Annotated in this window: 14 protein-coding genes; 7 read left to right on the top strand and 7 right to left on the bottom strand. The window is 67.6% G+C overall.

The window, feature by feature from the left end; all coding sequences use genetic code 11:
- The first annotated feature begins 21 nt into the window (after positions 1-21).
- Both IG75_RS0109575 and IG75_RS37275 read left to right on the top strand, forming a co-directional pair.
- Positions 22-225, top strand: coding sequence for a hypothetical protein (locus tag IG75_RS0109575; protein WP_030520838.1), 204 nt, complete (start codon positions 22-24; stop codon positions 223-225).
- Positions 226-450: 225 nt separating this feature from the next.
- Complete coding sequence (locus IG75_RS37275) at positions 451-1,332, top strand: CE1 family esterase (protein WP_051714442.1); 882 nt, start codon at positions 451-453, stop codon at positions 1,330-1,332.
- A gap of 194 nt (positions 1,333-1,526) precedes the next feature.
- On the opposite strand, the gene mbp1 is transcribed toward IG75_RS37275, so the two are convergent.
- Complete coding sequence (mbp1, locus tag IG75_RS0109565) at positions 1,527-1,769, bottom strand: microaggregate-binding protein 1 (protein ID WP_030520836.1); 243 nt, start codon at positions 1,767-1,769, stop codon at positions 1,527-1,529.
- Between the two features lie 167 nt (positions 1,770-1,936).
- Here mbp1 and IG75_RS0109560 point away from each other — a divergent pair, with 167 nt between their 5' ends.
- Entirely contained in the window at positions 1,937-2,794 is an 858-nt protein-coding gene (locus IG75_RS0109560; protein ID WP_030520835.1) for an alpha/beta fold hydrolase, read from the top strand.
- 189 nt (positions 2,795-2,983) lie between these two features.
- Here the strand turns inward: IG75_RS0109560 and IG75_RS0109555 are convergent, their stop codons facing one another.
- On the bottom strand, positions 2,984-3,610 hold the full coding sequence (locus IG75_RS0109555; protein WP_030520834.1) for a TetR/AcrR family transcriptional regulator: 627 nt from the start codon (positions 3,608-3,610) through the stop codon (positions 2,984-2,986).
- A 70-nt stretch (positions 3,611-3,680) separates the two neighbouring features.
- On the opposite strand from IG75_RS0109555, the gene IG75_RS36195 reads away from it, so the two are divergent.
- Positions 3,681-4,328 carry a hypothetical protein gene (locus tag IG75_RS36195; RefSeq protein ID WP_051714441.1) on the top strand — a complete coding sequence of 216 codons (648 nt, stop codon included), beginning with the start codon at positions 3,681-3,683 and terminating at the stop codon, positions 4,326-4,328.
- Here the strand turns inward: IG75_RS36195 and IG75_RS0109545 are convergent.
- The 5 genes from IG75_RS0109545 to IG75_RS0109525 all read right to left on the bottom strand — a co-directional run bounded on the left by IG75_RS0109545 (position 4,309) and on the right by IG75_RS0109525 (position 9,289).
- Positions 4,309-5,607 (bottom strand): MFS transporter, encoded by a 1,299-nt coding sequence (locus IG75_RS0109545; RefSeq protein ID WP_051714506.1) that lies wholly within the window; start codon positions 5,605-5,607, stop codon positions 4,309-4,311. The two genes, IG75_RS36195 and IG75_RS0109545, sit on opposite strands and share 20 nt — an antisense overlap.
- Positions 5,608-5,626: 19 nt before the next feature.
- The gene (locus IG75_RS0109540; RefSeq protein ID WP_030520831.1) at positions 5,627-6,412 is read right to left on the bottom strand and encodes an ABC transporter ATP-binding protein; all 786 of its coding nucleotides are present in this window, start codon (positions 6,410-6,412) and stop codon (positions 5,627-5,629) included.
- The gene (locus IG75_RS0109535; RefSeq protein ID WP_307688943.1) at positions 6,409-7,398 is read right to left on the bottom strand and encodes a FecCD family ABC transporter permease; all 990 of its coding nucleotides are present in this window, start codon (positions 7,396-7,398) and stop codon (positions 6,409-6,411) included. The genes IG75_RS0109540 and IG75_RS0109535 overlap by 4 nt, the downstream gene beginning before the upstream one ends.
- A gap of 77 nt (positions 7,399-7,475) precedes the next feature.
- Positions 7,476-8,525 (bottom strand): ABC transporter substrate-binding protein, encoded by a 1,050-nt coding sequence (locus IG75_RS0109530; RefSeq protein ID WP_030520829.1) that lies wholly within the window; start codon positions 8,523-8,525, stop codon positions 7,476-7,478.
- Between the two features lie 158 nt (positions 8,526-8,683).
- Positions 8,684-9,289: a TetR family transcriptional regulator gene (locus IG75_RS0109525; protein ID WP_245713385.1), complete on the bottom strand. Its 606-nt coding sequence runs from the start codon at positions 9,287-9,289 to the stop codon at positions 8,684-8,686.
- A gap of 163 nt (positions 9,290-9,452) precedes the next feature.
- Here IG75_RS0109525 and IG75_RS0109520 point away from each other — a divergent pair, with 163 nt between their 5' ends.
- From IG75_RS0109520 to IG75_RS0109510, 3 genes are read left to right on the top strand one after another with little or no spacing between them, the layout of a single operon-like run.
- Positions 9,453-10,283, top strand: coding sequence for a mycofactocin-coupled SDR family oxidoreductase (locus IG75_RS0109520; RefSeq protein ID WP_030520827.1), 831 nt, complete (start codon positions 9,453-9,455; stop codon positions 10,281-10,283).
- Positions 10,284-10,290: 7 nt separating this feature from the next.
- Positions 10,291-11,112, top strand: coding sequence for a mycofactocin-coupled SDR family oxidoreductase (locus IG75_RS0109515; RefSeq protein WP_030520826.1), 822 nt, complete (start codon positions 10,291-10,293; stop codon positions 11,110-11,112).
- Complete coding sequence (locus IG75_RS0109510) at positions 11,109-11,957, top strand: carboxymuconolactone decarboxylase family protein (RefSeq protein WP_245713386.1); 849 nt, start codon at positions 11,109-11,111, stop codon at positions 11,955-11,957. Before IG75_RS0109515 ends, IG75_RS0109510 begins: the two co-directional genes overlap by 4 nt.
- Positions 11,958-11,964: the final 7 nt, after the last annotated feature.

The following is an 11,964-nucleotide window of genomic DNA, read 5'->3' as shown; positions in this document are numbered from 1 at the left end:
GTGGAACATCAGGAGGTTCTCATGCTCGCCATTGCCGCCGCCGTCGCGTTCGGTCTCGCACTCCTATTCGATCTGACGGATGCCAGCCTCGGTGACTCCATCACCGGTGGCACCCTCGTCACCGTGGGGCTATTGCTGATCGCCCTGCACCTGGCGGGATTCGGTACGGGTGCGCGTGCCGGGGCCGGAGGCCGGTCCTGGAGCTGGCGGCGCGTCCGCCGCTGAGTAGCGAAGGTCCGGTCTCCGGTCGGGGCCGGACCTTCGCCGCGGGCGGGCCGGCCGCCGCTCGCGGTGACCGAACCGGGCTCGTCCCGCCGTGGCCTGCCCGTGGCGTTCCGGCATCCCGGGTACGACAGCTCGGCTCGGCTCGAGCCGGCCGATTCCGGCGCGGATCCATGTGCTCCTGAGTAGTGTGCGAGCAGGAAGTACGTTCGCACGCAAGGAGTTTCCGTGGCGTCCTCCCTTTCGAAACGCTGGGCCGCGCTCTTCGCCGCGTCCTGCGCGGCCCTGTCGCTCGTGGTATCCGCAACAGCTTCCGCCGCTGCCCACGAAGAGTTCCCCGAAGATCCGGGCGGCGCGGCCGTCGCGTGTTCCACCACCCCGACCGGCGGCAACCTGAAGGTCGACGGCTTCGACGGCCGGTACTACCTCGTGCACGTTCCCGCCGGGATACCCGCCGGTGGGGCACCGCTCGTGGTCGTCGTCCACGGTGGCTACAGCACCCCGGAGAACATCGCCTCCGCGTCGGGCTGGAATGCGATCGCCGATCAGCGGAAGGCGATCGTGGTCTATCCGCGCGGTAGCAAACCGGAGAGCCCGGGCTGGGGCTGGGACGCCGGTGCGGGCGCCTACGACATCACCCATATCCAGAAGGTGGTGGCCGATGTGCGCGCGAAATACTGCGTGGACCCGAAACGTATCCATCTGTCGGGCCATTCCAACGGCGGCCAGATGGCGTCCCGCGTTGCCTGTACGGAGCCGGGACTCATCGCGTCGGGCGCGGTCTACGCGCCCGCACCCCCGCCGACGGGTTGTGACCCGGCGCGGGCGGTCTCCTGGGGTGTGTTCGCGTCGGCGAACGACACCACGGTGGTCGAGCCCGTCGCCTACAGCCATGTCGTGTACTGGAGTTGGGAAAACCGTCCCTGCCAGAACGAGCAACCCGACGGCGGGACCGATATCAAGGATTCGAAGCGCTGGGACTGCGCGTCCGGTACCCGGGTGTTGTGGCGCGTCTACAACGGCGGCAGCCATGCCTGGCCGACGGGTACGCGGCGTACCGAGATGCTGAATCGGATGTGGCAGCTGTTCGGAGCCCACCCGCATCCGTAGCCGCTCGACCGGGAGGAGGCGAGCCAGACTTCCGGGCGGCCCTCGCGAATCGCTTCGGAATACCTGATCGGAATCGCTGCGACGACGACCGGACAACGGCGGCCGCCCGGACTTCTCCGGGCGGCCGCCGTCAGGTGCTCGGTGGCCGGCGCGCCGTGTGGAAGGCGCCCGGGACACCGCCGGTGCAACCGCTGCTACCGCCCCTGATGTGACCGCTGCCGTGCTTCCTGTACATCGGCTTCGGAGCGTGCCTTCTCGGCTTCGGCTTCCTTCTCCGCGACCTCACGCTGCGCCTCGGCCTTGTCCTGCTGGGCGATGCCCTCGTCGCGTAGGTCCTGGTTGCCGAGGAGCGTGCCGCCCACTTCCTTGGCCTTGCCCTTCACGCCTTCGACGACGCCTTCCAGTCCTTCCCGGGGGCCAGTCTGCTTCTCGGCCACGATATCAACCTCCGAATGTTCGGTTCTGGTGGATATCTGCGACGTACCCGGAGGTCGCGTGTTCAATCGGTGATCTTCGGGGAGGTTTCGGGCGGTGGCAGGAATGTACCCGATGATGTCTTTCCGGACTCTAGTCCGGTGGGCGCCCGCCGGGTCACGCTGGAGCCATGAGCGCAACCGATCCACCGCGCGTACGGCGGGCCGCAATACAGGTCGATGGTGCAGCGGCCGGCTACCTGACGGTGGAGCAGGACGGGCCCACCGTCCTGCTACTCCACGGAACGTACTGGAGCCGGGTGTGGCTCCCGGTACTGGACGGCCTCGCGGCGGCCGGCCTGCGGCCCCTCGCGGTCGACCTCCCCGGTCTGGGGCGATCGGGAGGCGAACTCACCACGGACACCGCCACAGTGCCCGCGCTGGCGGGATGGGTGCGGCGATTCGTCTCCGCGATGGGGATCACCGGGCCGATCGCTCTGGGCGGCCACGACATCGGCGGCGCCGTCGCCCAGCATCTCCTGGCCCACGACGGACTGGACGTGTCCGGGCTCGCGCTGGTCAACTCGGTCCTCTACGACTCCTGGCCCGCACCACATGTCGCGCGATTCCGGGACCCGGCGGTGGCCGCGGCCACGACCGCCGACGAGTTGCTGGACGCCCGTCGGCAGGCCGTGGCGTCGGCGCTCGCGAATGCCGCCACCGAAGAACTGATCACCGAGTATGTGGAGCCATGGACCGACCCGCGGGTCCGGCGCTCCTGGCTGGCACTGGCGGGCGCGGCCGACAACCGCTACACCCTCGACCTCGTACCCCTGCTGCGACGTTGCCGGACACCCAAGTTGCTGGTCTGGGGTGAGGACGACCGGTTCGAAAGCATCCACTATGCCGAGAAGTTCGCCGCGGAGATCCCGCATACCGGGCTCGTCCGCATTCCCGGAGCCGACCATATCCCCACCGAGAGTGCCCCCGGCCGGATCGCTCGCGCCCTGGGTGATTTCTTCATCGCGCAGCAGTCCTCGGCCACGTGATGTACTCGGCGACGACCCGGTACCGGCCGGGCGCGTCGGCACTCGTCCGCGCGGTGGCGACCGAGATGGTGATCTCGCGACGAGTCCGGCCGCGGTGCACGCCTCGGCACTGTCCCCGTGCGTGATATCGACATGTCCCGAACCTTTGGGATAGCGGGCCGGTGATGATCCGAGCGGCAGTGCGCGCGGTCACCGGTCGAGCAGTTGGCGGATGAGCACGTGACCCCACCACTGCTCGACGCGTTCCGGTGACCAGCCGCGTTCGCCGGTGAGCACGGTGTAGACGTCGATATTGCACAGCGCGGCGTAGGTGTCGACGGCGGTGGTCAGGTCCATCTCGGCGCGGAGTGTGCCCGCGGGCCAGCTCGAGAACACCTCCTCGCGGATACGGTCGGCGGCCCGGCGGACCTGTGCGTAGAGGGTGGCGAGGTCGGGCTCGGTCCGCCCGGCCTCGCGGATCAGGCCGATGAGGTCACCGGAGCGTTCGAAGAGCCTGCGGTCGTAGCCGGCCATCGCGGCGAGTTGCCGCGCGGGATCCGCCGCCGACTCCAGCTCGCCCAGCAGCCGGGCCGGATCGGCCGGTAGGTCGGCCGCCTCTATCAGGGCCCATACCAGTCCGGTCTTGTTCCCGTACGCGGCATAGACCGTCGGCACCGACACTCCGGCCTGCTGGGCCACTTCCCGCACGGTCGTCGGCCCCCAGCCCTGCGTGACGAACAGGCGCCGGGCCGCGTCGGCGATCTCCGCCCGCGTTTGTTGGGCTTGCGCTTGCCGACGCAGCGAGTCGTAGCCGCGGCGAGGTGGTGAAGTGCTCACTTGCGTCTCCGATCTTCCGCTACTTATATTCAAAATAATACACTTAAAATCAATATAGGAGGTCGGCACTGTGATCGAGTCGAACGCAGCGGGCCTGGGCGGAATCGGATTCGTGCTCACGGCCGTGCTGGTCAATATCGCCTACGTGCGCGCCCGGCTGCCGCTACCGATGTCGGGTCAGGGTATGGACGAAGTGGTGGACGCGCTGGCCGCGGTCGGTGACGCGTTGAAACGCCCCTCGGTGCTGGCCCCGTTGACCTGGCTGTGCACCACGCTTTTCGCCGCGGGGATGGTGGCGGCGATGTGGGAATCTCCGGCGGCGCCCACCATGTGGTTGCTGCTGGGATTCGGTGGTGTCCTGATGCAGAACGTCACCTTCAGCTGTGTGGAGGCATTGCGGTTCGGGCTCGCCGCGTCCGCCCGTGACCACGCGTCGACCTCCGGCCTGTGGGCCCTGCACAATGTGCTGTTCGGCTTCAATCAGGTCTTCCTGGCGATCGCGCTGCTGGGATTCGGTATCGCCGCCGCCGAGACCGGTTTCCTGCCGCCGTGGCAGCAGTGGCTCGGCTTCGCCGCCGCCGCGCTGCTCTTCCTCGCCTCCTCGGCGAGTTCGCACAATGCCGAAGGGACAAGCCGTCTCGCGCTGATCGGCCTGGTGGGATGGCTCGGCTGGATCGCGTGGATCGTCGCCGCCGGCATCACCCTGCTGACTCGATAGCCGTCGCCTCCGGTCCGGCGCTACGTGAGCGCAGCCGCAATTCCAGGAACAGCGCGCTCCCGAGGAGAGCCAGGGCGACCGCGCACCACGGCGCGGCGAGTCCCCAGCCGGTGGTGGCCGGCATCGCGTCGATCAGGGCGCCGATGATCCCCGAGCCGACCAGTACACCGAGTCCGCCGATGGAGGCGAGGAGCCCGTAATACGATCCGAGGCGGCGCTCGGCGGCGAGACGCGGCACCAGATCTCGGGCGACGGGCAGGGTGATCATCTGTCCGAGGGCCAGGAGCAGGGCGAACGCGGCGGCGGGGATCAGCGCGGGCAGACCATGGAGTTGCGCCGGTGCGAGGAGAGCCATCACGACGAAGGCGGCGGCCATCACGGTCAGTCCCGCGGGCAGGGCCGCGGCGGTGCGCACCCGTCGCGTGATCGGTAGTTGGGCGAGGACGACGAATACCGACGCCAGAGCGAAATACCAGCCCAGCGGGGCCTGTGACCCCCACGCGCGTTCGATCTCCAGGGGCAACAGCAGATACAGCTGGTTGTAGGCCACCAGCTGGGAGCTCATCGCCACGGCGAAGAGGAGGAAGGTCCTGTTCGCGACCACTTCCCGCCAGCCGTCGAGCCACCCGTCGGCGGCGTGGGCTCCGGGGTGCGCGGGAAGCCGGCGCAGATGGACGACCAGGATCGCGACGAAGAGGCCCGCCGCGACCAGGCACGCGACGGAGAAGTCGACCGCCAGCAGCAACGATCCGAGCAGCGGGCCGGCGAACGCGCCGATCTGACCGCAGACCGCGAACAGTGCGAAGGCATCCGTCCGGGACCCGCCACCGTTTTCGGCGCTCCCCGCGGCGACGGCGAGGGCGGACTCGACAGCCGGCGAGAACAGCGCGCCGGCGAACCCGGTCAGGATGGTCGCCACCACGATCCCGGGCACCGACCCGGCGAAGGCCAACCCGACGAAGCCGAGGATCCGGCACACACATCCGGCGAGGACCACCGGCTTCACGCCCCACCGGTCCGCGAGCGAACCGCCGATGAAGAACAGGCCCTGCTGGGAGAAGGTGCGGAGCCCGAGTACCACGCCGACGAACGCCGCCCGCAGACCGAGATCCTCCGTCAGGTGCACCGACAGGTACGGCAACACCATGAAGAATCCGATATTGAACGCGAGTTGCGTCAGAACGAGCAGCCGGACCGTCGGGGTCGCAGCCGCCAGGCCGGTCAGCAGCGACCACCGCGGGCCACGCGGCCGGCGAGTCCGTGCTGTCGTACCCGCCACCGCCGAGGCCTGCCGGTCGTCAGCGCGCGGCGACGGCAACCGGACCCGGTTCGAACAGGATCGACAGCCGCCCCTTCGACTCGTCGACGACGACTTCGGCACGGACGTTGTACACCTGGGCGATCAGTTCGGAGGTCAACACTTCGGCGGGCTTCCCGCCGGCCACGACCCGGCCCTCCTTCAAGACGATCACCGTATCGCAGAACATGGCGGCGAGATTGAGGTCGTGCAGGGCTATCACGCTGGTGACAGGCAGCCGAGTGACCAGCGCCAGCAACTCCAACTGGTGATGGATGTCCAGGTGATTGGTCGGCTCGTCCAGCAGGAGCTCTCGCGGCTCCTGAGCCAGGGCACGGGCGATCTGGACGCGTTGTTTCTCCCCGCCGGAGAGCCGGTGCCAGAGCCGGTTCGCTTTCGAGGTGAGGCCGGTGTGCTCGAGCGCGGCCGTCACCGCGGCCTCGTCGGCGGCCGGGTTGCCGCCGAAAGTTGTGCGGTGCGGGATGCGTCCCAGGCGCACGACGTCGCCGACCGTGATGTCGAGGTCGGTGTCGGCGTGCTGGCTCACGACGGCCACCGCGCGCGCGACCTCCTTGCGGCGCAGGGTGGACAGGTCGTCGCCGTCGAGGGTCACGACGCCCGCGGTCGGGCGCACGACACCGTTGAGCAGGTGCAGCAGGGACGATTTCCCGGACCCGTTCGGGCCGAGCAGCCCCAGGGTCTCACCCGGCGCCATCGTCACAGTGACTCCATCGACGACGAGCGCACCGCCGCGGTTCCAGGTGACGGCAGCCGCGTGCAAAGTCACTGTTTCCTCCTCCGGCGCGACAGGATGACGATGAACGCGGGCACACCGACCAGTGCGGTGCCGACGCCCACCGGCAGTGGGGTGGGCGCGAAGGCGACGCGGGAGACGGCATCCACCCACACCATGAAGACCGCCCCCAGCAAGGCCGTCGCGGGAATCAACCGGCTGTGTCGCGGCCCCAGCAGAAACCGCGCCGCGTGCGGGAGCACGAGCCCGACGAACCCGATCGCACCGGCGACGCTGACCAGGGTCGCGGTGATGACCGCGGTGACCACCAGGAGCATGAGCCGGATCTTCCCGACCGAGATGCCGAGCGAGGCCGCGACATCGTCACCGAAGGCGAACGCATCCAGGGCGTGCGCGAAGTACAGGCACACCGCCGTCCCGAGGAGCACCACCACCGCGCACAGCCTGACATCGTCCCAGCGGACGCCTTCGAGCGATCCGAGCAGCCAGAACATCACACCGCGGGTCTCGTCGGAGTCCGCGAACGCGAAGATGACGAACGAGGTCAGCGCCGAGAACAGCTGCGTACTGGCCACACCCGCGAGGATGACGCGGTCGTTGCTGCCGCCGGCCAGGCGGGCGAGCAGCAGGACCAGCCCGAACGCGACCAGTGCCCCGATGAACGCCCCGCCGGACAGACCGAGCGCGGCGCCGCCGATGCCGAGGACTCCCACGATCACGGCACCGGTCGACGCGCCCGACGAGATGCCCAGGACGAACGGGTCCGCGAGCGGGTTGCGCAGCAGCGACTGCATGATCGCGCCGCAGATTCCGAGCCCGGCGCCGCACGCGGCAGCCACCAGCGCACGCGGGAGCCGTTCCTCCCATACGATCGCGTTCTTCGCTGGCCGCACCGGAATATCGGCGAGACCGAGATGATCGGCCAGGATGTCACGGACATTCACCGCCGAGATCTCCGCCGGGCCCAGGGTGACCGCGACGAGAACCGAGAGGGTGAGCGCGACGACCCCGCCGACCACGATCAGCGACCCGGCGACCCACTGCCGCCCCCGAATCGGTCCGGGGGCGGCGGTATCGGCGCGGTCGCGGGTGGCGGTCAGTTCGGCACCCGCAGGTCGCGAAGGCCGGCGGCTACTTTTTCGAGTCCGTCGACGGCCCGGATGGACGGGTTCATCTCCGCACCGTGCAGCGCGATGTACCGCTTGTTGCGCACGGCGTCGAGGTTCCGCGTCACGGGATCGGATTCGAGGAAGGCGATCTTGTCGGCGAGCAGGTCACCGGGGAAGCGGGCGCGCAGGAGGTCGCCGAGGACGAGAACATCCGGGTTGCGTTCCACGACGGTCTCCCAGCCGACGGCGGGCCAGTCGTCGGTCAGGTCCGCGAACACGTTGGTGGCACCGACCGTGGTGGCGAGCAGATTCGCCGAACCCAGACCGCCGGCCACGTACGGGCTCTTCGTATCGGCGAACCAGAACCCCATCGATACGTTCGACTTCTCGATACCGGCGAGCGCCGCGGTCTCGCGGCCCCGCAGCTCGTCGATGAGTTGTGCGCCCCGCTCGTTCACATCGAAGACGGCGGCGAGCTCACGGATTTCTTGATACAGCGCGTCCATCGTCAGCGGTGTGGCGCGCTTCCCGCCACCGTTGATGCTCACGCCGTTCTCACAGTCGGTCGGCGACAGATACGACTCGATCCCGGTCTCGGCGAACCGGGCGCGCTCTGCGACGCCGCCCTGCTTGAAGTGGCGGCCGAACGAGGCCGTGACGAAATCGGGATCGGCACCCAGCACGACCTCGTAGGTCGGTGCGTTGTCGGCGAGCCGGGGAACCGATTCGTTCGCCACCGCCAGATTCTCGCGAATGGGATCCGTCCACGATGCGGTCCCCACCACGCGGTCGCCGAGGCCGAGTGACAGCAGGATCTCGGTCGATCCCTGATCCAGCGAGACAACCCGTTGCGGTGCCGCGTCGACGGTGACCGTTTCGCCGCAGTTGTCGAGAACCAGGGGGTAAGTGGTACTGCCCTCTCCGGTGGATACGGCACCGGCATCGTCGACTTGCTCGGATTGCCCACAGGCGACGAGCGCGCTCGCCAGCACAGCGGTGACGGCCACGAGACCGATCCGGCCCACGGAAATCTTCACCTTCGCCACAGCTTTCGTCTTGTCGGGTACGGGTGTCGCCTCGAGCGATCACGGTGGGCCGACATGCACAACCTGTGTCGAGGAAGCAGGTGCACGCTAGCACAAGTAAACCTAACCTAAGAGAAGCGGTATAGCTGCCGGTCAGAGCGTTCGCGCCATTATCGATGTCCGCGGCCGGCTTCGTAGCCGGTGGCCATCCAGTAGACGGCGCGGTCGACCGCGGGCACGATTGCCGTCACCTCGATTTCGCCGCCGGCGACGCGTCCCAGGAGCCCGTACACCAGGCTGGTGAGGATCGTATCCAGGTCCTGGATGAACTCGGCGTCGATGTCGGCCAGCGCTGCCATCGCGGGGGGAACGACGGCCTCGAGTCCGCGGCTGATCAACGCCTCGCCGCCCGCTGCGGCGCGGGCGCGGAAGTATGCGACGAGGAGACCGGGGTGGCGCTCCCACGGTTCGAAGATCGGGCGTAGTACACGCATCAGGGCGGTATGCAACGACTCGCCGGGATGTGTTGTGTAGCCGGCCAATCCCGCGTAGCGGTTCTCTCGCATCCACCAGTCCAGCGCGGCCAGGATGAGTTCGTCGCGGGTGCCGTGCAGTTTGTAGATCTTGGCGAGCGATACCCGGGCATGCCGGGCCACCTCCCGCACCTGTATCGCGTCGTAGCCGTCGGTCTCGAGCAGGGCGATGACGGCTTCGCGGATGCGTTGCTCGCCCTGCCCGAGTGCCGAGTCCCTGATGGCCTCGCGCTGTTCAGTCAATCCGACCGATTCCTTCCCTCTCGAACATGGAACTGTTATTCTCGCTTAGTGGTAATCAAATTACCACAGTTCAACCATAGTTTTTTGTCCGCATATTGCCGCGCTCTCCTCGTGAGGCCACCGAGATGACGCGCGGATCTGCTCGGCACCGAAGCGAGGATCGATGGGTTCGTTGGATGGCAAAGTCGCCTTCATCACCGGCGTAGCACGAGGGCAGGGGCGCAGTCACGCGGTCCGGCTGGCGGCCGAGGGCGCGGACATAATCGGCGTGGACATCTGCGCCGACATCGCGTCCACCAGCTACCCCATGGCAGGCAGGGAGGAACTCGCGGAAACGGTGGCACTCGTCGAGGCGACAGGCCGCCGGATGTTCGGCTCGGTAGTGGATGTGCGCGACTTCCCCCGGCTCCGCGACGCTCTCGATACCGGCGTTGCCGAGTTCGGGCGACTGGATATCGTCTGCGCGAACGCGGGCATCGCGCCGCTGTCGCTGGAAGAGGTCCCCATCGAAACCGAACTCGAACAGTGGGCCGATGTGATCGGCGTGAATCTCTCCGGTGCGTTCCACACCGCGCGCGCGGCAGTTCCCCATCTGATCGCCGGCGGCCGCGGCGGCTGCATTGTCTTCACCAGTTCCACGGCAGGCCTGGTCGGTATGGGTGGCCTCGACGGTGGCGGGCTCGGGTACGCGGCGTCCAAGCACGGCATCGTGGGGATCATGCGGTGCCTGGCCAATAACCTTGCGGCCCACAGTATTCGCGTCAACACAGTGCACCCGACGGCGGTGAACACCATGATGGCGGTCAATCCCCAGATGATGGAGTGGGCGGCCGACAATCCCGACGGTGGCCCGCACCTGATGAACCCGATGCCGGTCGCGATGTTGGAACCGCAGGACATCAGCGCGGCGATCGCATTTCTGGCCTCGGACGAGGCCAAGTACATCACCGGCGTGGCCATGCCCGTCGATGCCGGCTTCTGCAACAAATTGTGAGGACGCGATGATCGAGAACTCACGACCGCCCGGCCGGGCGGCCGGTAAGCGGGTGCTGGTCACCGGCGCCGCGCGCGGGATGGGCCGTAGCCATGCGGTACGCCTGGCGGAAGAAGGCGCCGACCTCGTTCTGATCGATATCTGCCGGTCTCTGCCGCAACTCGAATATCCCTTGTCGACACCGGAAGACCTGGCCGAAACCGCGCGGCTGGTCGAGAAACACGGTCGCCGCGCTGTCACCGCAGTCGTCGATATACGCGACGAGGTCGCACTGTCGACGGCAGTCGACGACGCCGTGGCGGAACTCGGCGGGCTGGACGGCGCGGTCTGCAATGCGGGGGTCCTGACGGCCGCGACCTGGGATACGACCACCTCCGAGCAGTGGCGGACGGTGGTCGACATCAATCTGATCGGGACGTGGAACACCTGCGCCGCTGCGCTTCCGCACCTGGCCGACCGCGGTGGCAGCATTGTGAACATCAGTTCGGCGGCGGGCTTGAAGGGGACACCCCTGCACATTCCGTACACCGCGTCCAAGCACGGTGTGGTCGGAATGAGCCGTGCGCTGGCGAATGAGCTGGCCGCGCAGAATGTCCGGGTCAATACGGTGCATCCGACCGGTGTGGCCACCGGTATGTCACCGGAGTCACTGTTCGGTCTCCTCTCCGAGAAGCGCCCGGATCTGGCCCCGTTGTTCGGTAACGCGTTGCCGGTGGTGATGACCGAGGCCATCGATATCAGTAACGCCGTGCTGTACCTGATCTCCGATGAAGCCCGGCACGTGACCGGGATGGAGTTCAAGGTCGATGCCGGAGTCACCCTCAGATGAAAGCGACGGATATGGAAACCACCGGTACGGCTGCGGCAACTGCCGCGCGGCGGTCGGAACGAGGCCGGCGTGAGTTCGCCGAAGTAATGACCTTCGCGCCCCCCGGGGATTCGAGCCCGACAACGGCCAACGGCCTGATCGACTTCGTCTTCGCCGAGGTCTGGACCCGGCCGGTGCTGAGCCGTCGGGATCGGCGGTTCGTCACGCTGTCGTGTGTCGCCGATTCCGACGCCGAACAACCGTTGATCGAGCACGTGTACGCGGCATTGAACAGCGGTGATATCTCGATCATCGAAATCCGCGAAGCCGTCCTGCATTTCGCGGTCTACGCTGGATGGCCGAAGGCCTCACGTTTCAATATGGTCGTGGACCAGCAGTGGGAACGGATCCACCGGGAGCGTGAACTCCTCGTTCCCGCACCCGAACCGCTGCTGCCGCTGGCGACACCGAGCGATCCGGAAGCACGCCTGGCACGAGGCGTGCAGTCCTTCAAGGATGTCAATTGCATGCCGTTCGCCCCGGATCGCGACAATCCGTATCAAGGGGCCGGCATTCTCAATTTCGTCTTCGGTGAAATGTGGCTGCGCCCGGGTCTGAGCAGGAAAGAGCGCAGATTGATCACGGTCGCCTGTGTCGGGTTTCAGGACGCGCCGATTCCGATCCTCTCCCATGTCTACGCCGCCCTGAAGAGCCGGGATGTGTCCTTCGCGGAAATGGATGAGCTGGCACTGCACTTCGCCGCCTACTCCGGGTTGCCCAAGGCGACACACCTGAGTCGGGTGATCGACGAGCAGAAGGCCCGTGTCCTGCACGAATGGCGTACAGAAGACGCCACGACCTCCTAGGAGCACC

This window comes from Nocardia rhamnosiphila NBRC 108938 (assembly GCF_000720425.1).
Lineage (GTDB): Bacteria > Actinomycetota > Actinomycetes > Mycobacteriales > Mycobacteriaceae > Nocardia > Nocardia rhamnosiphila.
The sequence above is the reverse complement of the archived record's forward strand: the minus strand, read 5'-3'. Positions and strand labels throughout refer to the sequence as shown.

Bases quoted from the DNA above. Each gene is read 5' to 3' on its own strand.
- IG75_RS0109575 (WP_030520838.1), top strand. From the start codon at position 22: ATGCTCGCCATTGCCGCCGCCGTCGCGTTCGGTCTCGCACTCCTATTC.
- IG75_RS0109560 (WP_030520835.1), top strand. From the start codon at position 1,937: ATGAGCGCAACCGATCCACCGCGCGTACGGCGGGCCGCAATACAGGTC.
- IG75_RS0109520 (WP_030520827.1), top strand. From the start codon at position 9,453: ATGGGTTCGTTGGATGGCAAAGTCGCCTTCATCACCGGCGTAGCACGA.
- IG75_RS0109515 (WP_030520826.1), top strand. From the start codon at position 10,291: ATGATCGAGAACTCACGACCGCCCGGCCGGGCGGCCGGTAAGCGGGTG.
- IG75_RS0109510 (WP_245713386.1), top strand. From the start codon at position 11,109: ATGAAAGCGACGGATATGGAAACCACCGGTACGGCTGCGGCAACTGCC.